Below are 23,730 nucleotides of genomic sequence, written 5' to 3'. Positions count from 1 at the left end.
CTACCTAAGTAGCTAACTAAGAATCTATTTAGGCAAAAGCAGACTCATGATGAGAATGCTCATACTTCTCCATCCATGCAAGGCCTGCAGCAGTGTTCTTGAGAGGCTTGTATTCACAACCAATCCAGCCCTTATATCCAATCTTATCCAGGAAGCCGAATAAGAAGTCATAGTTAATTTCGCCAGTACCAGGCTCATTACGTCCAGGATTGTCTGCTAACTGAATATGCCCAATTCTAGGGAGATATTTTTGAATCGTATTTGCTAACTCACCCTCCATGCGCTGAGCATGATAGATGTCATATTGCAAATACAAGTTATCGGCTCCTACCTCATCCATGATTTCAATCGCCTGCTGAGTTCTTGATAAGTAGAACCCTGGAATATCATAAGTATTGATAGGCTCAATTAAGAGATTGATTTTTGCTTTGCTTAACTGCTCTGCTGCGTAGCCTAAGTTACCAACAAAAGTATCACGTAGCACTTTAGGATCAACGCCGACGGGGGCTTTGCCTGCTAAACAATTTAACTGCTTAACATTTAAAAAAGTGGCATATTCAATCGCTTTATCTACCCCAGCACGAAACTCTGCAACGCGATCAGGGTGGCAAGCAATACCTCGCTCGCCAGCCTCCCAATCGCCTGCAGGCAGGTTGTGCAAAACCAATTTCAACGCATAAGTATCCAAACAAGACTTAATTTCATCCTTAGAAAATGTATAAGGAAATAAAAATTCTACAGCCTTAAAACCACCAACTCGAGCAAGCGCAAAGCGATTTAAGAATGCATCTTCTGTAAAGAGCATGGACAAATTGGCGGCAAAACGAGGCATTGAATACTCTCTTTTCTGAATGACAAACTAGGACTGAAGAACTGCTACTGGAGCATCTTCAATAGATTTAGCAACAGGCTCAAACTCATTAACGCTATCGATTTCTGTCCCCATCGCAATGTTAGTGACTCGCTCTAGAATCACTTCAACTACGACTGGTACTCTAAATTCAGCAATCCATGCCTCGGCTTGAGCAATTGCAGGAGCCAATTGGTCTTCACGCTCTACTCTGATGGCCTTACAGCCAAGTCCCTCAACAACCTTCACGTGATCTACGCCATAACCCTTCACAATGCCAGCGCTTTCCGGAATATTGACGTTATCGAAAGCCAATTGCACACAGTAATCCATCTCAAAGCCACGTTGTGCTTGTCGGATTAATCCAAGATAACTGTTGTTAACTAAAATTTGGATGAATGGCAACTTAAACTGTGCGCCGACAGCCAACTCTTCAATCATGAACTGGAAGTCATAGTCGCCTGAGAGCGCCACAATCTTACGGGTTGGATCAGCAGCACGTACACCTAGAGCTGCTGGAACTGTCCAGCCCAATGGACCAGCTTGACCACAGTTAATCCAATGACGAGGCTTGAATACTTTCAAGAATTGAGCGCCAGCAATTTGCGAGAGACCAATCGTACTGACATAGGTGACATCTTCGCCAAACGTTTGAACCATCTCTTGATACACGCGCTGCGGCTTCATTGGAGATTCATTAAAGTTTGTCTTACGCTGATAGTCGATGGAATTTTTTCTACCCAAGCATTCAGCTGACCACTTAGTGCGATCTTTCAGCTTGCTAGCTTTCTTCATCTCCGTTGCAACTTCTATAAACAGGGCTAACGCAGCTTTTGCATCGGACACAATACCAAAATCAGGAGTAAAGATACGACCGATCTGAGTAGGCTCAATATCGACGTGGATAAACTTACGGCCCTTGCAATACACCTCGGTTGAACCCGTGTGGCGATTTGCCCAACGGTTACCGATGCCTAAAACAAAATCACTTGCCAACATCGTGGCATTGCCATAACGATGTGATGTTTGTAAACCAACCATACCAGCCATCAATGGATGACTATCAGGGATCGAGCCCCAACCCATAAGCGTTGGAATGACAGGAATGCCAGTGATCTCTGCAAATTGCACTAAAAGATCTGAAGCATCAGAATTAATCACGCCACCACCAGACACAATTAAGGGACGCTCAGATTCATTGAGCATTTCAAGCGCTCTCTCAATCTGCTTGCGAGTTGCCTGTGGTTTATAGGCAGGCAATGGCTCATAAGTATCGATATCAAACTCGATCTCAGCCATTTGCACATCAATTGGCAAATCAATCAATACTGGTCCAGGACGGCCAGAGCGCATTAAGTGAAATGCCTGTTGGAATACTCTTGGAACCAATGCTGGCTCAAGCACGGTAACTGCCATCTTGGTTAAAGGCTTAGCGATTGAAGCAATATCCACCGCTTGGAAATCTTCTTTATGCAATTTAGCGCGTGGTGCTTGACCTGTAATACATAAAATTGGAATGCTATCTGCTTGTGCTGAATACAAGCCGGTGATCATATCTGTGCCGCCGGGGCCCGATGTACCAATACAGACACCGATATTTCCTGGAGCGGCTCTTGTGTAGCCCTCTGCCATATGAGAGGCACCCTCTACGTGTCTCGCTAATACGTGGGCAATTGACTGACGTTCGCGCATTTGGGCGTATAGGGGATTAATTGCAGCACCTGGTACTCCAAAGGCTTGGGTAACGCCCTCTTTTTCCATCACCAACACTGCTGCCATTGCTGCTTTCATTTTTGCCATGATTCATCTCCTCATATGGGTATGGACGAATCATCCCCAAATTCAGGCAAATAGAGAACCTCAGCAAATCTATATCTAGTATTCCACTGTGGAATAGTGTAAAAATCACCTATCTATTGCCACCAGAGAGCCCTGTCATGGATCGCGTACAAGGAATATCCCTCTTTATTCGAGTCGTAGAAACGGGCTCATTTAGTAAGGCTGCTGAAGATTTAGGCATTACCCAACCCACAGCCACCAAATTTGTTGCATCCATGGAGAAGCGCTTAGGGGCATTACTGCTGCACCGCAGCACTCGTGGAGTCACCCCCACTGAGATTGGGAAAATTTATTACGAGAAATGCAAGTTGATAGCCCGTGAAATTGAAGAGGCTGATGACCTGGCCTCCTTGATGCAATCCAAAGTTCGGGGCAGGCTAACGATTAATTCATCGGTTGCTTTTGGGCGGCGGGTTCTCACACCCTCCATTCTCGAATTTATGGCACTTCATCCAGAGCTTGAAGTCAATCTCAGTATGGATGATCGATATATCAATCTTGTCGAACAAGGTGTCGATTTAGCGATTCGGATGCGACGTTTACCAGACTCTTCTTTAGGATCGAGATTTCTTGGTACCAACCCTTGGGTATTGGTTGCTACCCCTCAGTATCTCGAAAAACACTCGATCCCAAAAGCCCCAGAGGAAATCCGTAAACACCTTGCCTTAATCTACTCCACGGTGCAAGGCGACCATCGCTGGAGTTTCACAGACCAATCAGGTCATTCAGAATCTATCGAGGTGAAAGGGCCGTTTACCTCTAACAATCTCTCTTCCGTCTTATCAGCAGCTAGAGCAGGTATGGGTTTGGCTGCACTCCCCTGTTATGTAGCGCATCAATCGATGAAGGATGGAGTTCTGAGACCCATCTTGGAGGATTGGACACTACCAAGTCAAGAAATTCATGCGGTCTTCTCCTCACCAAAACATGTCCCCACCAAAGTAGTCCAATGTATTGATTGGCTGCAGGGACAATTTAAAGGGGAATGGTGGAAGGGTTTACCGGCAGGAAAGTCTGAATAAAAAAAATCCCATCATCAAGATGGGATCAAACTACAACATACTGCAGGACTTTGGTAAGACTAATGTTCAAGTACAAGCTCTGGCAGAGCCAACCTGCCTTGTGAGGTTTGAACCTTAGTATTTAAAAGTTTAGTTAAAGCAAATACAGTGCTTAAACAAGGTGTCAGAGTATTGGTAATGCGCCCAAGCTCAATCACAGAACCAAGGAGTGCATCGATCTCTAAGTTATTGCCAGCTTCGAGATCCTGAAGCATTGAGGTTTTGTGTTTACCAACTTTTTCTGCTCCAGAAATACGTCTTTCAACATCCACCCGGAATATAACTCCTAACTTCTCAGCAATAGTTTGTGCCTCGAGCATCATATTGCGCGCCAAATCCTTAGTCAGAGGATTTCTGCAAATGCCCTCAAGATGCTCATGAGTGAGCGCACTGATAGGATTAAAAGTCATATTACCCCAGAGCTTTAACCAAATCTCTGAGCGGATATCTTCTAAGATAGGTGACTTAAATCCAGCATCTGACATCATCTGAGAAATTTTTTGGATGCGCTCGGATTGAGATCCATCAAGCTCACCAAGCGGAAAACGATTGCCCTCTACATGACGGATTACGCCAGGAGACTCTGCATAGGTGGCTGGATAGACAACACAACCAATCACATTTCGTGGATGAATCTTTTTCATAATCTGCCCACCAGCATCGACCGTCTCTACCGGGAAGTTTTCAAATGGGCCTGGTAGATTTTGGAAGTACCACCATGGAATGCCGTTTTGCATTGGGATCAATGTGGTCTCAGGGCCAACAATGCTTGCCAAATCATCAATGATTGGCTCAATTTGATGTGCCTTTACAGCCAACATGATGACATCAGGTATGCCGACATCACTAATTTTTTCCACTGCCCTAACCTGAGCAACAATAGGACGAGGCTCGCTCTCCATATAGAGTGTTAGACCATTTTTTTGGATTGTTGCAAGGGTAGCGCCCCGCGCAACTACGGTTACTTGATTACCAGCCCTGGCTAATTTAGCAGCCAAGTAACCACCAATTGCTCCACCACCTCCAATGACGCAGATTTTCATACAGCCTCCTCAGAATCTAAAAATATGATTTGAAGTATCTTGCGCAAACTATGTTCGCTTGTGAATACAAGAGATGCTATATGAGATATTCCCGGAAGGAATATCGACTATTTAATAGCTAGGAATCACTCCACAGTTTTCCTGCTGTTGCCCAATCAGATTTTTTTACATCCTGATAAATCACATCGACTGATGCTGCAGTGCAACCCATAATTTTTACAGCAGCCTCTGTGATGGCTTTTGCATATTCCCGCTTTACATCATCACTACGACCTTCGAATAATTGCACTTGAATTAATGGCATTGTTTTCTCCTTTTAGCTATCCATCAAAGCTCTTTGATATGCAGGCCATTCTAGCCGACCCTCATCATCCCCATCGCTACATAGCTGTCTATAAGTTAATTCGCAGATTTCAGCAGGTGGACAAATAAAATCCTGATCAGACCTAGATAGCGCCTGAATTTTGCAGGCCTTATCCAGAACATCCATTAAATAAAATGCTTGCTGTATGGAAGCTCCACAAACAATGCTGCCGTGGTTATGCAAAAGGATTGCTTTCTTATCAGCCAAATTTTCTAATAGAGTAGCCTGCTCCTTGGCAGACAATGCCAATCCCTGATAGTCGTGGTACGCCACATCACGATAAAAACGTAAAGCGTGCTGCGAAATTGGCAAGAGTCCTTTTGCTTGAGCCGATACGGCAATTACTGAATCTACGTGAAGATGTAATACACACTTTGCATCAGGGCGCGCAGCATGTACTGCACCATGAATCGCAAACCCTGTCTGATTGACAGGGCCTTCTCCTGTCAATACCTGGCACTGCAGGTTTACCTTTACTAAATTTTGAGGAGTCACTTCATTAAAGCGCAATCCAAATCGATTGAGTAAATAAGCACCATCTTCATCAGGCACTGAAGCTGAAATATGGGTATAGATTCCATCATCCCAATTCTTTAAATAAGCCAATTGATAAGCTGTCGCTAAATCAATGCGAACTTGTTTTTCTTGGTCAGAGATTGGCTCTAAGCCAGCCCAATCCTCGGAGTTGATATGAAATTTAGAATGCAAGGAATTCATCTGAGAATAGAACTACTTTAATAAATGCAACATTGTTGACTCATCAATCACTAGTACACCCAACTCTTCTGCCTTAGTAAGCTTGCTGCCTGCATCCTCTCCTGCAACAACATAGTCAGTTTTTTTAGAAACTGAGCCAGCGACTTTAGCACCCGCTTTTTCCAGGAGTTCCTTAGCTTCATCGCGGGTCATTGTTGGGAAGGTGCCAGTAAGGACAAATGTTTTACCCGCTACAGCTGCGCTGATGATTTTTTCCTCGACAGAAAGCTGCATTCCTGAAGCCAGGAGCTGCTCAATGACCTCTCGGTTATGTGCTTCTTGCATAAAGCTGGTGATTGAGTCTGCAACCACAGGACCCACATCTTTAACAGTCAATAAATCCTCGATACTGGCATCCATGAGCGCATGCATCGATTGGTAATGATTGGCCAAGTCCTTTGCGGTGGTCTCGCCAACATGACGAATACCGAGGGCGAAGATAAATCTAGCTAAGGTGGTATTTCTAGATTGATTAATCGCCTGAATGAGATTATCCGCTGACTTATCACCCATTCGCTCTAGATTCGCTAAAGCGGTGAAACCGAGGCGATAAAGATCAGCCGGCGTTCTCACGAGATTTTGATCTACTAATTGATCAACAATCTTTTCACCCAAACCTTCAATATCGAGAGCCCTTCTGTGGGCAAAGTGAATTAAAGCTTGCTTACGCTGCGCACCACAAAATAAGCCGCCACTACAGCGTGCCACTGCTTCATCGGCTAAACGCTCAATATGGGAATCACATACTGGGCAATTAACTGGCATCACAAATTCTTTCGTATCTGCGGGTCGGCGATCTTTGATCACCGACACTACTTCGGGAATCACATCACCTGCTCTTCGTACCGAAACGGTATCCCCAATACGCACATCCTTGCGCCTGACTTCATCCTCGTTATGCAAGGTAGCATTGGTAACAGTAACGCCACCCACCTCAACTGGAGCCAGTCGTGCAACGGGAGTAATTGCGCCAGTACGACCTACTTGCACATCGATCCCCAATACAGTAGTCAGCGCCTCTTGAGCTGGATACTTATGAGCTAATGCAAATCGTGGAGCTCTAGATACAAAGCCAAGTTTTGTCTGCTCTGCAAATGAATTGACTTTATAGACAACGCCGTCGATGTCATAGGGTAATGCATCACGTTTGGCACCAATCTCATTGTAGAAAGCCAAGATCTCCGCAACTGAATGAAGAACCCTGCGCTCTGAGCACACTGGCAACCCAAGTTCTGTATAAGCGTTGAGTAATTCTTCATGAGTTTTTGGTAGCCAAGACTGCGGCTCTAAAGCACCCAGCCCATAGGCAAAGAAAGAAAGCGGTCTTTTTGCGGTGATCTTTGAATCTAATTGACGTAAGCTTCCCGCAGCAGCATTGCGAGGGTTGGCAAATTCTTTTTCGCCACTAGCAGCTGCCTGTTGATTCATTTTTTGAAAGTCTTGAAGGTACATAAAGACTTCACCACGAACCTCTAAAACTCGTGGAATACTTTTACCCGTTAATTTCAGAGGGATGGCACGAATTGTTTTGATGTTCGCAGTAACGTCTTCACCACTGGCTCCATCACCACGAGTAGCGGCTCTGACTAGAGAGCCATTTTCATAACGCAGAGAAATGGCTAGACCATCAAACTTTAACTCGCCCGCATAAGTAACATGATCTGCGTGCAAGCCTTCACGACAACGACGATCAAAAGCGCTTAGCTCAGCTTCTTCAAATGCATTATTGAGCGAGAGCATAGGTACTTCATGAGTCACTGAGTCAAACTCTTTTAAGGCAGTGCCACCGACCCGTTGAGATAAGGACTCTGGTGTAATCCACTCTGGATGAGCCGCTTCAATATCCAATAACTCTCGATAGAGGCGGTCATATTCAATATCAGGTAATAGTGGATTATCTAGAACATAGTAAGCATGCTCTAGGCGGGCAAGCTCAGCCTGTAAGAATGCGTAACGCTCCGCTGTATTTATCGGACTATTCGACGACAAGGTGATGTCCTAGCTAAAGAGTCTGCTAGCTGTGGAAGATCCAGCGGGGATGCCAGATTTCTCAAGATTGGCATAAAGGCCATCAAGATGCTGACGAATACTGATCACAGCTGCTTCGCTCAAATTAATACCATTGTCATCTACTAAACGACCATGAGCAGCTTGTGCAATCTCCACGCCCTCAGCCAACATTCTTTCAAAGGCGCGCTCTTCTTGCGCAACCAGAGGAACTTCTAAGAGTAAGGTCAATTGCATTACCGGCTTATTTGGATCTAAACCTGCGCTGGTAAAGATCAATGCCCCACTACTATAGAACTCATATTCACGGCCGTTACGCGCTAACTTGAAGCCACGTTGACGCATCAGTGCATCAAAATTACCCCAAGGGCAAGCTTCATCAAAGAGTACGTTGATGCTGAGTTGAATATCACTATCTGCCGCCATCACATCCAACTCCTTAGCGCTCTCTAGCATGGAGTTGACGCTAGGCATGTCGATTTGGGAACCCAGGGTATCGGCGAGCGCTTGAGCGCGAGAACAGAAATCAGATAATTCCAAGACGCCAATAGCACCTCGGCGACTTGCTAATTGAATAGCTAATTGGAGTTCAGAGTATGAAGATTGCGGGTTTAACTCTTCCCACCCCTGATCAACATTCAAACCTTCGCACATCCACTTTGCAGCAGATTGCGTTTGTAAGTCTGTCCATGTATTAATTTCTTCAAGAATCTCTGCCCCGCTGATACCTTCATCAAAGCGTAGTGTAATGACGCAGTCAATACGAGGATCGATGGCAAACTTCTCAGGAGTAGAAGTCGTTGCTAAAAGCGCGCTAGCAAAACTAGGTTCATTACGCTCACTTGAGTCAGCATCTGCAAAGCCCTGAACAAAACTAGGCTCGCGTGCAAAGCGATCATCAAGAGCATATTCACTCTGCTCTCTTGCTTTACGACGTGCCCGGGAGTATTTAAGGTTGAGGATGGCTACCAATATCAAAATCAGTAGGCCAATAACTGCTAAGGCAAACTGCAAATCAGACAAGCCCAACATTGTCATGATTTGTTCTACGTACACTTAAGCAGCCTCTACCATTGAAACCGCTGAAGAGATATCCACGGCAACAATGCGTGATACGCCTTGCTCTTGCATCGTGACACCAATCAACTGATGGGCAATTTCCATGGTGATTTTGTTGTGGGAGATAAACAAAAACTGTGTTTTATCTGACATTTTGGCGACCAGTTGAGAATAGCGCAGGGTATTGGCATCGTCTAACGGTGCATCAACCTCATCAAGTAAGCAGAATGGAGCTGGATTCAACAAGAAAAGAGAGAAAACCAGTGCGATCGCCGTCAAAGCCTTTTCACCACCGGAGAGCAAGTAGATGCTGCTATTTTTCTTGCCTGGAGGTTGGGCCATTACTTGAACGCCCGCGTCCAAAATCTCTTCACCAGTCATCACCAATTCAGCATGACCACCGCCGAACAGTTCTGGGAATAATTTTCCAAAGTGACCATTGACTTGATCAAAGGTGCCTTGCAATAAATCACGAGTCTCTGCATCAATCTTGGCAATCGCATCAGTCAGAGTCTGCATTGCTTCATTCAAGTCAGCAGATTGTGCATCTAAAAACTGCTTACGCTCACGTGAGCTGGATAACTCATCAAGCGCAGCCATATTCACTGGACCCAATGATTGAATCTCAGTATTTAAACGATTGACTTCAGTCTGCAAGGCACCCACCTTTAGGTCAGGACTAAAGTTTGCTTCCAAGGCAGTTAAGTCAGCTTCTGCATCGGTCAACAAAGTCGCAAATTGCTCATAGTTCAAGCGGGCAGCCTGCTCACGCAATTGCAAATCCACCACCTTATCGCGCATTGGCTGCAAGCTACGCTCTATCTGCATACGGGCTTCATCAGCCTCACGCAATTGATGTAATAAAGCATCTTGCTCAGTACGAGCGTTTGCCAAAGCCGCTTCACGCGCGCTACGAGCTAACAAGAGTCCCTGTAATTTTTCTTGCGCTTCTTCGTCACTTAAGGAAACTAACTCTTGAGTGGCCTGATCAAACTTATCCTGAATCTCCATGATCTGAGTGCGAGCAGTACTTTGATCACGTTGCAAGTCTGCTATACGCTGTTGCAGTGAGCGAGTTGCAAAGGCAGCCTCTTGTGCAGACATTTCTGCTGCGCGTAAAGATTCACGCAAACGATCACGTTCTTGCGTGGCAGCCTCTAATTTTTCTTGAGCAGATGCTAAAGCATCTTGGAGGCCCTGCTTAGATTCTTCTGCTTGACTTAACTCTGCCGCAGATTGCTCTTGTGTATTACCTAATTGCTCACCTTGCAGACGCAACTCACCCAATTCATCCTGAATTTGGGCAGCGCGCTGGCTATATTGTTCTTCAGCCTGAGTTAACTGCATTCTCTCTACTTCAAAGCCATGAGCTTCTTGCACTGCCTGCTCAGCATTGATACGAGCTTGCTCTGCTGCTTGATGAGCCGCTTGATAGTTAGCAACGCATTGATCTAGTTCACCTTGCAATTCGCTCTGCATCAATTTTTGAGCGCGTAACTGTTTCTCAAGACTTTCCATCTCTTGCGCACGGGCCAACATACCAGCCTGCTCAGAATCTGCTGCATATAACTGCACGCTTACACGACTCACTAAATGGCCTTGCTGAGTAACAAATGCACCACCAGCTGGTAATTTTTCACGGCGATGCAAAGCATCTTCGAGACTGGAGGCAATATAAATATTGTCTAACCACTCTTGCAACACAGAGGTAAGCCTTGGGGCACCAGCACTTTGCACACGACTTAATAAAGGTGTGAAATCCGCTGGAGCTGATGTATGTGCTGGGCTAATTTCTTCTGTCAGCAAAATCGCCAAACGACTTGGAGGCGCATCATTGGCTAAAGCGAGAGTTTCTTGCACACTCTTTGCAGTCACTGCAGCCAAACGCTCACGCAATACCGACTCCAAAGCGGCTTCCCAACCGCTCTCTACTTTGAGCTCTTGCCAGAGACGCTTACTTTCTTTAAGACCTTTACTTTCAAGCCATGGACCAATCTTGCCTTGCGCTTGCACGCTGGCTTGTAAGGCGGTCAAAGCAGTTAACTTAGCCTCAGTTTGAGCCAAATCTTGATTGGCTGTCTGAATTTTTTGTTGGGCAGCATTACGTGCCTCATCTGCAGCAGGCACGCGTTGCTGTGTTTCACCTGCGCGTTGTTTTGACTCTTCAACTTTGCGCTGCGCCATAGCTTGACGATCAATCGCCATTTGCAAAGCTTCTGCATCTGGCCTACGCATACCATCAAGCTCACCTCTTAAGCGGGCTTCACGCCCTTTGAGCTCATCGGATTGAGCTGACATGGCACGAATACGCTCACCCAAACTCGCAAGACGTTGTTCAATAGAGGCTAAGCTTTCGCGGGCGTTATTGAGATCACGTGCAGCAGTTTGATAAGCCTCTTCACGACTTGGCATCTGCCCTTGTAAGCCAGTGAGGTCTGCCAAGAGAGTTTGTTCTTTTTCTGAAGCTTCATTTAGTTCATGCTCAGCAGTGCGTTGCGCTTGAGCGGCATCAGTTTCTTGTACGGTCCAGCGCTGCAATTGTGCTTGCAAATCTTGAGTTTGTTGTTGTAAGCGTTGGCGCGCTTCTTGCACATAATGAATCTGTGATTCAACTTGACTCACATCAGAGTTGGTTTGATATAACTCACCTTGCGCCTCAGAGACTTTATCTTGCAATGCGTATTGTTGAGTACGCATGGTTTCCAGCTCAGACTCAGCATGACGCAACTTAGCAGTCTGCTCTTCTAAGTTCACTTGGGTATCACGGATAGCATTGGCATGACGCTCTTGCTCTTTTCCAGCCTCGGTCTGACGCACAAACCAGAGTAACTGTTGCTGGGATTTCATTTGCGCGGAGAGCTCTGCATGACGCTCGGCAACTGTTGCTTGTTTTTCTAAGCGAGTGAGTTGTTGATCAAGCTCACGCAAAATATCTTCAACACGGGTTAAATTTTCGACAGTGTCTTCTAAACGAGAAGCAGTTTCTTTACGACGCTCTTTGTATTTAGAAACCCCAGCTGCCTCTTCCAAGAACACGCGCAACTCTTCTGGTTTTGCCTCCAAGATGCGATTAATCGTGCCTTGACCAATAATGGCGTAACCTCTTGGACCCATACCGGTACCCAAGAAAATATCTTGAATATCTTTACGACGCACAACTTGATTGTTGACGTAGTAACTTGAATTGCCGTCACGCGTCAAAACACGTTTAATACCCAATTCTGTAAAAGCACTCCACTGCCCTTGAGCGCGTCCTTCCGAATTGTCAAAAATGAGTTCCACACTGGCACGACCAGAGGGTTTACGTAAGCCAGAACCATTAAAAATAACGTCTTGCATAGACTCGCCACGTAATTCACTGGCTCGGGATTCACCCAAAACCCAGCGCACGGCGTCGATAATGTTCGACTTTCCGCAACCGTTAGGACCCACAACGCCAATTAATTGGCCAGGCATTTCAAAATGGGTTGGGTCAACGAAAGACTTAAAGCCGGAAAGTTTGATAGATTTCAGTTGCACGGCGTACTTTGCAGGGAAAAAAGAGGTTCAAAAAAGGGGTAAAAATTTACATCTAAAGTGGGAAGATGATAGCAAGCTTAAGGCTACTTAGACGCGTTTTTGCCCCATCGATATAATGATAGATCTACCTTCAGGGACAAAATCCCTTAACAATCTGATAGTTAACTAAAAAGCATGAGCCAATCACCACAAAGCATCATTGAACAAGCCTGGGAAAACCGCGCAGACCTCTCACCCAACAGCGCCCCTGGAAGCGTCCGGAGCGCTGTAAATGCGGTCTTGGAAGGCCTCAATGCGGGCACCATTCGAGTCGCCGAGCGTCGCGATGTCGGTAAGTGGGAAGTAAATCAGTGGGTTAAGAAAGCAGTACTGCTTTCTTTCCGCCTAGAGGACAACGTTCCAATGAGTGCTGGTGGTTACACTCAGTTCTACGATAAGGTTCCTAGCAAATTTGAAGGCTATACGGCTGCTGACTTTGCAGCAGGCGGATTCCGCGTGGTTCCCCCTGCTATGGCTCGTCGAGGCTCTTTTATTGGCAAAAATGCTGTTTTGATGCCCTCTTATGTCAATATTGGTGCTTATGTTGGTGAAGGTACTATGGTCGACACTTGGGCAACCGTTGGTTCTTGCGCTCAAATTGGTAAAAACGTTCACCTTTCTGGTGGCGTTGGGATTGGCGGTGTTTTAGAGCCAATTCAAGCTGGCCCAGTGATTATTGAAGATAACTGCTTTATTGGCGCCCGCTCTGAAGTAGTTGAAGGGGTCGTCATTGAAGAGAATTCGGTTCTCTCCATGGGTGTCTATATTGGTCAAAGTACCAAAATTTATGATCGTGAAACTGGTGAAGTTCATTACGGTCGTGTTCCTGCTGGCTCAGTAGTAGTTCCAGGCTCATTGCCTTCTGCTTGCGGTAAGTACAGTTTGTATGCTGCAATCATTGTGAAAAAAGTGGATGCACAAACCAGAGCCAAGACTGCCATCAACGAACTGCTGCGCGACTAAAAATCTATGAGCGCCACACTTGAGCTTACTGAAGCTCTGATCGCTTGCCATTCCGTAACACCGGCCGATGGTGGCTGCCAGGATTTAATTGCTCAACGCTTACAAGCAATTGGCTTTCATACTGAGAGCGTTATTAGTGGGCCTGAGAATTTTCAGGTCACCAATCTTTGGGCCATCAAAAAAGGGAAAGCGGGCGATCAAGGCAAAGTGCTGATGTTTGCTGGTCATACCGATGTAGTGCCCACTGGCCCGCTTGAAAAATGGACCAGCAACCCATTTACGCCAACGATTCGTGATGGCTTACTCTACGGTCGTGGTGCAGCTGATATGAAAACCTCTCTAGCTGGATTTGTAGTTGCCACAGAAGAATTTGTTACTACCCATCCTGATCATCAAGGTTCCATTGCCTTCTTAATTACTAGCGATGAAGAGGGTCCCGCCAATGATGGCACTGTCATCATGTGTGAGCGTTTACAACAACATGGTCAACGCTTGGATTACTGCGTGATTGGCGAACCAACCTCTGTTGATCAGTTGGGTGACATGATTAAAAATGGTCGTCGCGGCTCTTTATCCGGCAAAGTGAAGATCAAAGGTATACAAGCGCATATTGCCTACCCTCATTTAGGTGCGAATCCAATTCACTTGTCTGCGCCAGCCATTACAGCATTGGTAGAGACTGAGTGGGATAAGGGCAATCAATATTTCCAGCCAACCAGTTTTCAGATTTCGAATGTTCATGCGGGCACTGGTGCCAATAATGTGATTCCTGGTGAGCTGGTAATCGATTTTAATTTCCGCTTCTCTACCGAGAGCAAACCAGAACAATTGCGCGAACGTCTTGAAAATATTCTCAAAGACGCTGGTCTTGATTTTGGGATCGACTGGGTATTAGGTGGCAGCCCGTTCATTACTGGTGATGGCGATTTAGCAGGTGCCTTACGCAAAGCCATTAAAGCCGAGACACGAGTGGATACCGAACTCTCCACTACTGGGGGTACTAGCGATGGTCGCTTTATCGCCAAGATCTGCAAAGAGGTTGTGGAATTTGGGCCGCTCAATGCGACTAGCCACAAAATCGATGAGTGCGTCATCATTGATGATGTTGAGCCACTCAAAAATATCTATCGCAAAACGCTTGAGCAGCTCATAGCTTAATCTCACCCCACTGCTTTTCTTTTTTAATACACAATTCATCCATCATGGACCCTGAGCCTTCACAAGCCTTTACAGTCAATCAGTGCATTGATCAAGTCGCACTCAAACTAGAGGCCGCAAAATTGCATTATGGGCATGGCGCTATCGATGCGCAGAGTGAAGCCTTGTGGATTACCAGCAAACAATTGGAACTCAGTCCTGCAGAAGCACTAGATCATCTAGAGCGAACACTAACGAGCGATCAATACCAAATGGCATTCGCTATCGCTGAGCAAAGAATTGCAACTCGTAAACCACTAGCCTACATTTTGGGTGAAGCTTGGTTAATGGGTGTGCCATTTTTCTGTAGCGAACAAAGTATTGTTCCCCGTTCATGGATTGCGGAGCTGATTGTGGATGGATCATTGGAGCCATGGTTACCGGCCGATGGCAAAGCATTAGATCTTTGCACTGGCAATGGCTCTTTGGCTATCTTGCTTGCTCTTTCTTGTCCTGATATTCATGTGAGCGCTTGTGATATCAGCATGCCAGCCTTATCTGTTGCAGCACGCAATGTGGATCGCCATAGCTTAAGCTCTCAAGTGGAATTATTAGATGGCGATCTTTGGGATGCACTACCCGAGCCCAATGAAGACAACCTCTTTGATCTGATTATTTGCAACCCACCTTATGTCAATGCCACTTCAATGAGCGCTCTACCAGCTGAATATCAAGCTGAACCAGCCTTGGCCCTTGCGGGTGGTGATGACGGCATGGATTTAATTCGCAGGATTATTGCTCAAGCGCCAGATTATCTCTCTGAACGTGGCGCTATTCTGCTTGAAATTGGTAATGAGTATGAGAACTTTAAAAAGGCGTTCCCACAAATTCCTGTGATTTGGATGGAAGTGTCCGCTGGCGAAGAGCAAGTACTCTTAATACAAGCAGAAGATCTGCGTTAAAAAATAAAACGATTTACTGAAAATTAACTGAGTTCTGCAGCAGCTGCGATCGCTTGATCAATTCGCTCTACAGGAATTACTTTTAAGCCCGGGATCTTGGTCTTGGGCATATTCGCCTTTGGAATAATGGCCACTGTAAAGCCTAACTTAGCAGCCTCTTTCAAACGCTCTTGACCGCGCGGACAAGGACGAATCTCTCCAGCCAATCCTACCTCACCAAAGACAATGAGCTCCTTAGGTAAGGCGCGATTACGAATCGATGACTGAATTGCTAGCAGCACTGCCAGGTCAGCCGCTGGTTCTGAAATCTTGACGCCGCCAACAGCATTTAAAAATACATCTTGATCAAAACACGCCACGCCCGCATGGCGATGCAATACCGCTAAGAGCATTGCTAAACGGGCTTGCTCTAAGCCAACTGCTAGACGCCGTGGGTTAGGAACATGTGCTGTATCTACCAATGCCTGAATTTCTACCAAGAGTGGTCTACTGCCCTCTTGAGTAACTAATACGCAAGCGCCGGGAACCATTTGCTCGTGCTGCGATAAGAAGATTGCTGACGGGTTAGTGACCCCTCGTAGACCTTTTTCAGTCATTGCAAATACACCAAGCTCGTTAACGGCACCAAAACGATTCTTAATCGAGCGCACTAAACGAAATGAAGAATGGGTATCGCCCTCAAAATACAATACCGTATCCACAATGTGCTCCAGCACCCGTGGGCCAGCCAAGTGGCCATCTTTAGTCACATGACCCACCATCAATACACAGATCCCACTGGATTTTGCGGCTCTGGTGAGTTGGGCAGCGCACTCACGCACTTGGGCGACGGAACCTGGCGCTGAACTTAACACCTCAGAATACAAAGTCTGAATAGAGTCCACCACCAATACCTGTGGCTTGACAGTATCCATGATGGAGATGAGTTTTTCTAACTGAATTTCTGCTAAGACCTCTAGTTGTGGCGCATTGAGCGTAATGCGTTTTGCACGCAATGCTATTTGTGCAGCCGATTCTTCACCACTGCTATAAAGCACATTCATACCTACAGAGCTCATCTCAGCCAAAGCTTGCAGTAAGAGTGTTGATTTACCAATTCCTGGATCGCCACCCAATAAAACTACGCCACCAGGTACTAGGCCACCACCTAATACGCGATCGAACTCTTCAACACCAGTACTAAAACGTGGCAAATCTTCGGCAGTAATTGCAGAGAGTTTTTGTCTTGGTAATGATTGCGCTAAACCCTGAAACCGTGAGTTAGAAGTGGTCTCGGGCAAGCCCTCTTCCATAGTATTCCACGCCTGACAAGATGGGCATTGGCCCTGCCACTTTGCAGAAGTACCGCCACAAGATTGGCAGATATAAACCGTTTTGACTTTAGCCAAGAGATTCCTAGTAATTGAAGCTAATAAATTCAGTGTTAATCGAGTTGCGTGCCAGCTTTATTTTCTTGGGCACGCTTAGGGGCGTCCTTGCGACGCTGCTCTAGATCGGCCGCTCTTGCAGCCGCAGCTTTTTGCTTATCTTCAAACTCGCGTTGATTATCAACCCGTTCTGCAGCCTTGACAGGCGAGGCCCGCTCAGCGGCACGCTTTTGATCTTCCTGATCTTTAATACTCTTACGTAAATTGCGTTGTACTTCATGCAAAGCACGCTCTTGTTCGCTAATGGGATCAATTTCTTTACGATATTCTGCCCTAGCGCTACGCAAGCAATAGTTCACCCAATAGTTTTGATAGCAATCTGATGAAGCCTTACCCCAGCGATACTTAGCCCAGTCTCTTTGCAACTCTAGCTCTGACTCGATCTTATCCAATTTAGCCAACTCAGCCTCTTCAGCAGGCGTTGCTAAGGTAATACCGCTAATGGAGCTCAGTAATAAAAATATCCCAATGAATATTTTGGATCGCTGAGAAAAATTCTTTCTCAAATTTCCACCTTTGAGCCTAGTTCAACAATGCGATTTGCTGGGATATTAAAGAAGTCTGATTGACGGCCTGCATTTTGATACATCCAACAGAATAGACGCTCACGCCACAATGCCATGCCAGGCATAGCAGAGGGAACGATCGTATCTCGCGATAAGAAGAAAGAAGTATTCATCATATCGAATTTCATCTTAAAGCTTTCCTCAATCAAGCTAATAATTTTTCCCATATCAGGAGTCTCTTTAAATCCATAGATAGCTCTTACTACAAATATATTACCGCCCAAATCTTTAAGGGTAATGCGATCCTCGTCGCTTACATAAGGTACATCCCAAATACTGACTTTCAAGAAGAAAACTCTTTCATGTAGCACATGGTTATGTTTGAGGTTATGCAAAAAAGATACTGGTAAATAATCAACGTGAGCAGTTAAGAATATTGCATTACCTTCAACACGGTGAGGTGGGTGTGCTAGTAAAGCGCTGATAAAGCTACTTAACTCAATACCGCCCTCCACGGCACGCTTACGCAAAATTTGACGACCGCGGTACCAAGTAATTAGGCAGGTAAAGCAAAGTAAGCCCAGGGCTAATGGGTACCAGCCACCATCTTTAATCTTAATCAGATTAGCAGTCCAGAAAGCAAAATCAACTAAGAAAAAAGCAGTTGCAATGAAGGCCACCAATACAACATTCATCTTCCACTCTCGGAACATGACTACCGCCAACAAAATGGTTGTAATGAGCATTGTTGACGTTACTGAAATTCCATAAGCAGCCGCTAAATTAACAGACTCTCTAAACTCAATAATAGTCACCACCACCATAAACAACAAAGCCCAATTTATAATCGGTATGTAAATTTGCCCTTGCTCAGAATCAGAGGTGTGAAGAATGTTCATACGCGGCATAAAGCCCAATAAAATTGCTTGGCTGACCAATGAATATGCTCCGGAAATTACGGCCTGGGAAGCAATCACAGTTGCAGCAGTAGCCAAGCCAACGGTTGGCCACAATGCCCACTCTGGAACCATCAAGTAAAAGGGATTCTTAATTGCCTCAGGGTTCGAAAGTACTAAGGCGCCCTGTCCCAAATAGTTAATTAGCAAGCTTGGCAAGACAACTATTAACCATGCATAACGAACGGGAGTACGCCCAAAATGACCCATATCTAAATAAAGTGCTTCGACACCAGTCACCACCAACACTACAGCACCCATCACAATGTATGCGGTAGTAGGGTGAAGCGCTATGAAATCAACGGCATATAAAGGATTAAATGCGGCAATGATTTCTGGAGCATCACCAATATTCAAAACACCTAAGACCGCGAGCGTAATAAACCAAGCGAGCGTAATTGGGCCAAATAATTTTCCGACTGCAGCAGTGCCGTATTTCTGAATCAAAAATAGAGCAACCAAAATAATGAGTGATATGGGGATAATGAATTTATGTAGCCCAGGTGCCGCAATCTCAATACCTTCAACCGCTGATAAAACAGAGATGGCTGGAGTGATAACAGATTCGCCCAACAGCATGCATGCCCCGAGCATGCCCATGATCATAAAAAAGAAATAGCCCTTTGATTTACTATCAAAAGAACGAAGAGCTAATGCCATTAAAGAAAGAACGCCACCCTCACCCTTGTTGTCGGCTCGCATCACAAATAAAACATATTTCACCGTTACAACCAAAATCAGGGCCCAGATCATCATTGAGATCACGCCAAACAAAGCTTCTGGGGTGTAAGCGATGCCGTGATTTGGATCAAAGCATTCTTTGAGTGCGTAAAGTGGGCTGGTACCGATATCGCCGAAAACAACCCCAATTGCTGCGAGCATCATCACGCCAAGACTTTTTTTATGTTCACCACCAGGTCCGCTGACTTGAACAGGATTCAGAAGCGTTGAGCTAGAAAACTCTGGATTACTAATTGACATCTCACGACCTTAAGGTAATGTTGCGTGGCAATATGTTACTCCTTATATAGGGTCAATTAAATTTCAAATTTCTGGCAAAAACCGCATATTTACGCGTCTTTTGAAGGTTTACCTCGACAGAGGGGTCCAAAAAATGGTAGAATCTATGTCTTCAGACGCGGGGTGGAGCAGTCTGGCAGCTCGTCGGGCTCATAACCCGAAGGTCGTAGGTTCAAATCCTGCCCCCGCAACCAAATAAGCAAAAAGGCTTCCTCGTCGATCGACTAGGAAGCCTTTTTTGGTTTTAACTCATGCCATCAATGCAAGGTGGGCTATGAAAGCTGATCTATTCTCCCCAGCACTCTTGGCTTTGGCATCCAACCTAGCCAACACTCTTTTGGGTAGTGTGATGTTGATCCTCTCAATATCATCCGACAGTAGAGCGGGATCAATCTCCACAATTGCCCAGACATAACCCTTAAATTCTTTTCGCTTTTGAAGCTCCCTCAACGAGCTGGGCTTTGGTATTTCTTGACCTTCATCTAAGGCCACCTCAATCCATAGCTCTATCGCTTCTTTTACTTTTTCAATAGCCTCGTCAATTCCGCTATCAGCAGCAGAAAAACAGCCCGGCAAATCTGGAACGATAACGCCCCATGCCTCTGACTTACTGCCCGGCTCAATTGCAACTGGATATTTCATTCACCCGCCCCCATTAAGCCTGCTTGTTTAAATATTGCCTTTAATAAACCGGTTGGCATATCTTTTCTTGGATGTGTAACAACAATATGACCTTGCTTCAAGGGATGAACATAAACATGATGCGATCCTCTTATTCCCCGCAGACGCCAACCGTCACGCACTAACTTTTCAATAACTTTTTTACTATGCATTCATCTCCTTTAATTATACACATCATACACACTAAAGAAAAGCTCATCTAATGCCTATGCCACAACCTTTTGACCTCCTGCCTCCAAAAAATCACCTTAGAGCTCGACTTACCTTGATCTCTAAAAAGCCAAATCTGGGCTCCAGTTCTTGGCGTTTGATAAAAGGGAATATCTAAACCTGCATAGCGAGCGGTCACCGTGGGGTGAGGGTGACCATAACGATTGCGATAACCATTTTGGGCAAAAGCAAAATCAGGATTTAATTTCGTTAATAAATCAATGGATGAAGATGTTTTGCTTCCATGGTGTGGGGCCATAAAAATAAATTCTCGATCTCCCATTGCATTGAGCGCAAATTGATCCAAGCGAGCAACAATTTCTGCCTCACCCTGTTTCTCAACATCTCCCGTTAACCATAAAGAGCCATTTTTATTTCGCACCTCTAATACACAACTCATCTCATTGGGTTTCATTGAGTATTGATTTTGAAAAAGAGTGTCTTCGCGAGGATGCCAAATTAAAAACTCCACTTCGTCCCAAGTCCAATATTGGCCATAACGACATGGAATGCTGGGAATTTTTCGAGACTGAAGATTCAATAGCAGTGGGTTATTGTTCGGCAGTGAACCCATCATTGATTGAAAAGAAATCTGTTTCAATAAAGAGGCAGCGCCACCCACATGGTCACTATCGCTATGACTAATAACCATACGATCGATTTGATCGATACCTCTACCGCGTAAATACGGCAAAATGACGCGCTGACCTGCATCATCCCTCTTACCTTGAATCGGGCCGGTGTCATACAGCAATCTCTTATGCGCTGTTTCTATCAATACAGCAGTACCTTGTCCAATATCCAATACGGTAGCCCTAAACTCCCCGGCTTTAAGAGATGTATTGCCAAGATTTACCGTTGGTATAAACAGTAGTAATAAAGGTAATAATACTAATGACCGGTATAACCAAGTACCCCTGAGTTCTCCAGGATGAATTGCATAAAGAATCCCGACCCCTGAAATCAGCAAGAGCCACCACTCCGGCTGACTAGACCAAACCACAGACCAACTCCAATTGGCCATCCACTCAAGCACTAGAGCCAGATATTCCATTGATGCATGTGCAGGGAGCAAGAGCCAGCGACCAATAAAGTCAGGCAATAATGCGCCTGCGATTGCTAATGGAGTAACAACGTAACTCACCAAAGGAATTGCTAAAGCATTAGCCAATGGTGACACTACAGAGACTTGATAAAACCAATACAAAGTAAACGGAAGTAAAGCGATAGTTACCACTGCTTGAACACGGCATGCTTCGCGCATTGCTTGTAAAGCTCGATTTGACCAATGTATCTCTAGCTCTTTCCCAGTGGGTATACCCAATAACCCCGAAGAATCTTTCATGGCATAAAGAATGGCAGCGACTGCTCCAAACGAAAGCCAAAAGCCTGGTGTATAGGGCGCCATCGGATCAACGAGAAGCACCAATACGAGCGCCCACCACCAAATATCAAAAGATCTTGGATTTCTACCAGTCCATAAAGCAAACGCAACAACACCAACCATATACATCGTTCTTTGTGCCGGTATCTGAAAGCCAGCTAACCAAGCATAGATAAACGCCGTGATAAACCCAGAAGCGGCTGCAACCTTACTCACTGGAATCATGAGTGGTAGAGCGCGGCGCCTCCATATCCACCCTGCAGCAGAAGCACCTAAACCTGCCAACATCGTGACATGTAATCCTGAGATAGAAATCAGATGACCTATACCGGTTGCATTAAATACTCGCCAGTCATCCTGCTCAATCGCATTTTGATCACCCATCACCAATGCAATCATCACGCCACCATAACGAGCATCCTTTGGTAACAGTGATTTGATCTTTTCACGTAATTTCCAACGTGCCAACTCCATGCGAAGCTCAAACTCAGTCAGTCTAATATCACTTGCTTTTAACAATTCACCCGATCTAATAGATCCACTAGCACCAAAATCCTGATGAAAGGACCAGCGCTCAAAATCAAAGGTGTAAGGGTTTAAAGAGCCATAAGGTCTCTTTAGTTTGACTTTCAATTTCCAGCGCTGTCCTGGAATAATTTCGGGGATTTCTTGGATACTTCTCCATGCTGGTTGCCAACTTAAATATATCCGCCTAGGAAAGTTACTGACTTCGCTATTGCCAGAAAATAGATGGTCTATCTCAAAAGCGAATTTAGCGCTTGCAGAACTGCTCTGCGGCAAAGCGGCAACCCTCCCCTCAATGCTGCATTCTTTACCCTCCAACTCCTCAGCAAGAATATTTACCAAGCGGCTCTCCGCATAGTGAGCATTCCACGCAAAGCCCATACTAAACAACAAGATGCAAATCAAAATCTGTTGATACCACCTGACTTGAGGTCGCAGATATAAGAACAATAGACACAGCACGCCTACAGCAGCACAAAAAAATGGCCATCCTGATGGCACTTGCGGAAAAAAGAAAAGGAGCGGTCCCCCGGCGATAAACGCCGTAATAGCTAAGCGCAAGGTTTTAAGAGGCTAGAGTGAAGTTGGGATTGCCAGCACAGAGGGCTAACCAACGCGGCAATGCTTGCATAGCATTACACCAGACAGCAGAAGCAAATTCAGAATCACTAATGCCACGTATTACAGCTAACTCTTTCACTATCCGAACCACAAAGGCGGGCTCATTAAATGCAATTCCCTCTTGCTTTAACCAGGCCGGCGGAATGTCAGGAGAATCGGTTTCGGTAACGATACTATCGATAGGCAACTCAACCAAGAGTCTGCGAATCTGCAATGCGCGCTCGTAAGTAGCTGCGCCACCAAACCCTAATTTGAAACCAAGCTCTATAAATTGCTCGGCTTGCTGGAAGCTACCGTTGAATGCATGCGCAATCCCTCCGAAGATTTTGCGACGCCTAAGGGCTTTCAAAATAGCATCTTGTGAGCGCCGTACATGCAAAATCACTGGCAAGTTAAAGTGCTGAGCTAAGTCTAATTGCGCATGAAAGAAATATTCTTGCTTATGTGGATCCAGACCCTCTACAAAGTAATCCAAACCAATCTCACCAATACCTACAAACCTTGGATCAGAAAGTGACTGGGTAATTTGCTCTTCAAGTAGCGCAATATCTTCTTCGTGAGCTTGATTGGTATAGAGGGGATGAATACCTAATGTATAGACCAAGCCAGGGATTGCATGCCCATATTGAGAGGCAAGTTCTCTAACATGCTGACAATCAGCAGCTTTGACTGCGGGCAGCAAAATAGCCTGAACGTTCTTTTCTTTTGCGGCAGAAATGATGTTTGGCAAGGAGTTTGAGAACTCTGGCGCGTCTAGGTGACAATGAGTATCAATCCACATGGAATGCATTGCTTCCATTA

Annotated in this window: 19 protein-coding genes and 1 tRNA gene; 5 read left to right on the top strand and 15 right to left on the bottom strand. The window is 45.4% G+C overall.

Translation table 11 applies throughout. The features are described 5' to 3' along the window. Positions 1 to 28: 28 nt before the first annotated feature. The gene (hyi, locus tag ICN21_RS09650) at positions 29 to 832 is read right to left on the bottom strand and encodes a hydroxypyruvate isomerase (RefSeq protein ID WP_216178249.1); all 804 of its coding nucleotides are present in this window, start codon (positions 830 to 832) and stop codon (positions 29 to 31) included. A gap of 27 nt (positions 833 to 859) precedes the next feature. Then, positions 860 to 2,650 carry a glyoxylate carboligase gene (gcl, locus tag ICN21_RS09645; protein ID WP_216178248.1) on the bottom strand — a complete coding sequence of 597 codons (1,791 nt, stop codon included), beginning with the start codon at positions 2,648 to 2,650 and terminating at the stop codon, positions 860 to 862. A gap of 137 nt (positions 2,651 to 2,787) precedes the next feature. Here gcl and ICN21_RS09640 point away from each other — a divergent pair, with 137 nt between their 5' ends. Then, the gene (locus tag ICN21_RS09640) at positions 2,788 to 3,711 is read left to right on the top strand and encodes a LysR family transcriptional regulator (protein ID WP_215296518.1); all 924 of its coding nucleotides are present in this window, start codon (positions 2,788 to 2,790) and stop codon (positions 3,709 to 3,711) included. 59 nt (positions 3,712 to 3,770) lie between these two features. Here ICN21_RS09640 and ICN21_RS09635 read toward each other — a convergent pair whose 3' ends face one another. From ICN21_RS09635 to smc, 6 genes are all read right to left on the bottom strand, one after another. After that, positions 3,771 to 4,793 carry a 2-dehydropantoate 2-reductase gene (locus ICN21_RS09635; RefSeq protein WP_216124314.1) on the bottom strand — a complete coding sequence of 341 codons (1,023 nt, stop codon included), beginning with the start codon at positions 4,791 to 4,793 and terminating at the stop codon, positions 3,771 to 3,773. Between the two features lie 118 nt (positions 4,794 to 4,911). Beyond that, a complete protein-coding gene (locus ICN21_RS09630) occupies positions 4,912 to 5,097 on the bottom strand; it encodes a 4-oxalocrotonate tautomerase (RefSeq protein ID WP_215296516.1) in 186 nt (61 codons plus the stop codon). A 12-nt stretch (positions 5,098 to 5,109) separates the two neighbouring features. Then, positions 5,110 to 5,874 carry a class II aldolase/adducin family protein gene (locus ICN21_RS09625; protein ID WP_216178247.1) on the bottom strand — a complete coding sequence of 255 codons (765 nt, stop codon included), beginning with the start codon at positions 5,872 to 5,874 and terminating at the stop codon, positions 5,110 to 5,112. A 12-nt stretch (positions 5,875 to 5,886) separates the two neighbouring features. Continuing rightward, a complete protein-coding gene (gene ligA, locus ICN21_RS09620) occupies positions 5,887 to 7,902 on the bottom strand; it encodes an NAD-dependent DNA ligase LigA (protein WP_216178246.1) in 2,016 nt (671 codons plus the stop codon). Positions 7,903 to 7,911: 9 nt separating this feature from the next. Further along, entirely contained in the window at positions 7,912 to 8,976 is a 1,065-nt protein-coding gene (locus ICN21_RS09615) for a cell division protein ZipA C-terminal FtsZ-binding domain-containing protein (protein ID WP_370624085.1), read from the bottom strand. After that, positions 8,977 to 12,498: a chromosome segregation protein SMC gene (smc, locus tag ICN21_RS09610; RefSeq protein ID WP_216178245.1), complete on the bottom strand. Its 3,522-nt coding sequence runs from the start codon at positions 12,496 to 12,498 to the stop codon at positions 8,977 to 8,979. It lies immediately after the preceding gene. A gap of 174 nt (positions 12,499 to 12,672) precedes the next feature. Between smc and dapD the strand changes: the two genes are divergently transcribed. Genes dapD through prmB form a run of 3 tightly spaced genes read left to right on the top strand, consistent with a single transcriptional unit; the run spans position 12,673 to position 15,599 of the window. Further along, positions 12,673 to 13,500 (top strand): 2,3,4,5-tetrahydropyridine-2,6-dicarboxylate N-succinyltransferase, encoded by an 828-nt coding sequence (gene dapD, locus ICN21_RS09605; protein ID WP_215296512.1) that lies wholly within the window; start codon positions 12,673 to 12,675, stop codon positions 13,498 to 13,500. 6 nt (positions 13,501 to 13,506) lie between these two features. Further along, positions 13,507 to 14,658: a succinyl-diaminopimelate desuccinylase gene (gene dapE / locus ICN21_RS09600; RefSeq protein WP_216178244.1), complete on the top strand. Its 1,152-nt coding sequence runs from the start codon at positions 13,507 to 13,509 to the stop codon at positions 14,656 to 14,658. A gap of 44 nt (positions 14,659 to 14,702) precedes the next feature. Continuing rightward, entirely contained in the window at positions 14,703 to 15,599 is an 897-nt protein-coding gene (prmB, locus tag ICN21_RS09595) for a 50S ribosomal protein L3 N(5)-glutamine methyltransferase (protein WP_216178243.1), read from the top strand. A gap of 23 nt (positions 15,600 to 15,622) precedes the next feature. Here prmB and radA read toward each other — a convergent pair whose 3' ends face one another. Genes radA through ICN21_RS09580 form a run of 3 tightly spaced genes read right to left on the bottom strand, consistent with a single transcriptional unit; the run spans position 15,623 to position 19,469 of the window. After that, a complete protein-coding gene (gene radA, locus ICN21_RS09590; protein WP_215296509.1) occupies positions 15,623 to 16,987 on the bottom strand; it encodes a DNA repair protein RadA in 1,365 nt (454 codons plus the stop codon). 35 nt (positions 16,988 to 17,022) lie between these two features. Continuing rightward, positions 17,023 to 17,532 (bottom strand): hypothetical protein, encoded by a 510-nt coding sequence (locus ICN21_RS09585; protein WP_215296508.1) that lies wholly within the window; start codon positions 17,530 to 17,532, stop codon positions 17,023 to 17,025. Beyond that, positions 17,529 to 19,469 (bottom strand): potassium transporter Kup, encoded by a 1,941-nt coding sequence (locus tag ICN21_RS09580; protein ID WP_216178242.1) that lies wholly within the window; start codon positions 19,467 to 19,469, stop codon positions 17,529 to 17,531. The genes ICN21_RS09585 and ICN21_RS09580 overlap by 4 nt, the downstream gene beginning before the upstream one ends. 156 nt (positions 19,470 to 19,625) lie before the next feature. Between ICN21_RS09580 and ICN21_RS09575 the strand changes: the two genes are divergently transcribed. Then, positions 19,626 to 19,702: transfer RNA gene (locus tag ICN21_RS09575), tRNA-Met, on the top strand. Positions 19,703 to 19,757: 55 nt separating this feature from the next. Here ICN21_RS09575 and ICN21_RS09570 read toward each other — a convergent pair. The 4 genes from ICN21_RS09570 to ICN21_RS09555 are packed head-to-tail and all read right to left on the bottom strand — an operon-like array spanning position 19,758 to position 23,710. Next, positions 19,758 to 20,150, bottom strand: coding sequence for a type II toxin-antitoxin system HicB family antitoxin (locus ICN21_RS09570; protein ID WP_215296504.1), 393 nt, complete (start codon positions 20,148 to 20,150; stop codon positions 19,758 to 19,760). Then, complete coding sequence (locus ICN21_RS09565) at positions 20,147 to 20,341, bottom strand: type II toxin-antitoxin system HicA family toxin (RefSeq protein WP_216178241.1); 195 nt, start codon at positions 20,339 to 20,341, stop codon at positions 20,147 to 20,149. Before ICN21_RS09565 ends, ICN21_RS09570 begins: the two co-directional genes overlap by 4 nt. 47 nt (positions 20,342 to 20,388) lie before the next feature. After that, positions 20,389 to 22,869, bottom strand: a complete 2,481-nt coding sequence (locus ICN21_RS09560) for a DNA internalization-related competence protein ComEC/Rec2 (RefSeq protein ID WP_216861684.1) — start codon at positions 22,867 to 22,869, stop codon at positions 20,389 to 20,391. Between the two features lie 4 nt (positions 22,870 to 22,873). Then, positions 22,874 to 23,710 carry a TatD family hydrolase gene (locus ICN21_RS09555; protein WP_216178286.1) on the bottom strand — a complete coding sequence of 279 codons (837 nt, stop codon included), beginning with the start codon at positions 23,708 to 23,710 and terminating at the stop codon, positions 22,874 to 22,876. Positions 23,711 to 23,730: the final 20 nt, after the last annotated feature.

It is taken from the genome of Polynucleobacter sp. AP-Feld-500C-C5, assembly GCF_018882265.1.
Lineage (GTDB): Bacteria > Pseudomonadota > Gammaproteobacteria > Burkholderiales > Burkholderiaceae > Polynucleobacter.
Note: the sequence above shows the minus strand (reverse complement) of the source record. Positions and strands in the feature narration are given on the sequence as shown.

Bases quoted from the DNA above. Each gene is read 5' to 3' on its own strand.
- hyi (WP_216178249.1), bottom strand. From the start codon at position 832: ATGCCTCGTTTTGCCGCCAATTTGTCCATGCTCTTTACAGAAGATGCA.
- dapD (WP_215296512.1), top strand. From the start codon at position 12,673: ATGAGCCAATCACCACAAAGCATCATTGAACAAGCCTGGGAAAACCGC.
- ICN21_RS09630 (WP_215296516.1), bottom strand. From the start codon at position 5,097: ATGCCATTAATTCAAGTGCAATTATTCGAAGGTCGTAGTGATGATGTA.
- prmB (WP_216178243.1), top strand. From the start codon at position 14,703: ATGGACCCTGAGCCTTCACAAGCCTTTACAGTCAATCAGTGCATTGAT.
- ICN21_RS09565 (WP_216178241.1), bottom strand. From the start codon at position 20,341: ATGCATAGTAAAAAAGTTATTGAAAAGTTAGTGCGTGACGGTTGGCGT.
- ICN21_RS09555 (WP_216178286.1), bottom strand. From the start codon at position 23,710: ATGTGGATTGATACTCATTGTCACCTAGACGCGCCAGAGTTCTCAAAC.
- ICN21_RS09625 (WP_216178247.1), bottom strand. From the start codon at position 5,874: ATGAATTCCTTGCATTCTAAATTTCATATCAACTCCGAGGATTGGGCT.
- gcl (WP_216178248.1), bottom strand. From the start codon at position 2,650: ATGGCAAAAATGAAAGCAGCAATGGCAGCAGTGTTGGTGATGGAAAAA.
- ICN21_RS09640 (WP_215296518.1), top strand. From the start codon at position 2,788: ATGGATCGCGTACAAGGAATATCCCTCTTTATTCGAGTCGTAGAAACG.
- ICN21_RS09580 (WP_216178242.1), bottom strand. From the start codon at position 19,469: ATGTCAATTAGTAATCCAGAGTTTTCTAGCTCAACGCTTCTGAATCCT.
- ICN21_RS09570 (WP_215296504.1), bottom strand. From the start codon at position 20,150: ATGAAATATCCAGTTGCAATTGAGCCGGGCAGTAAGTCAGAGGCATGG.
- dapE (WP_216178244.1), top strand. From the start codon at position 13,507: ATGAGCGCCACACTTGAGCTTACTGAAGCTCTGATCGCTTGCCATTCC.
- ICN21_RS09635 (WP_216124314.1), bottom strand. From the start codon at position 4,793: ATGAAAATCTGCGTCATTGGAGGTGGTGGAGCAATTGGTGGTTACTTG.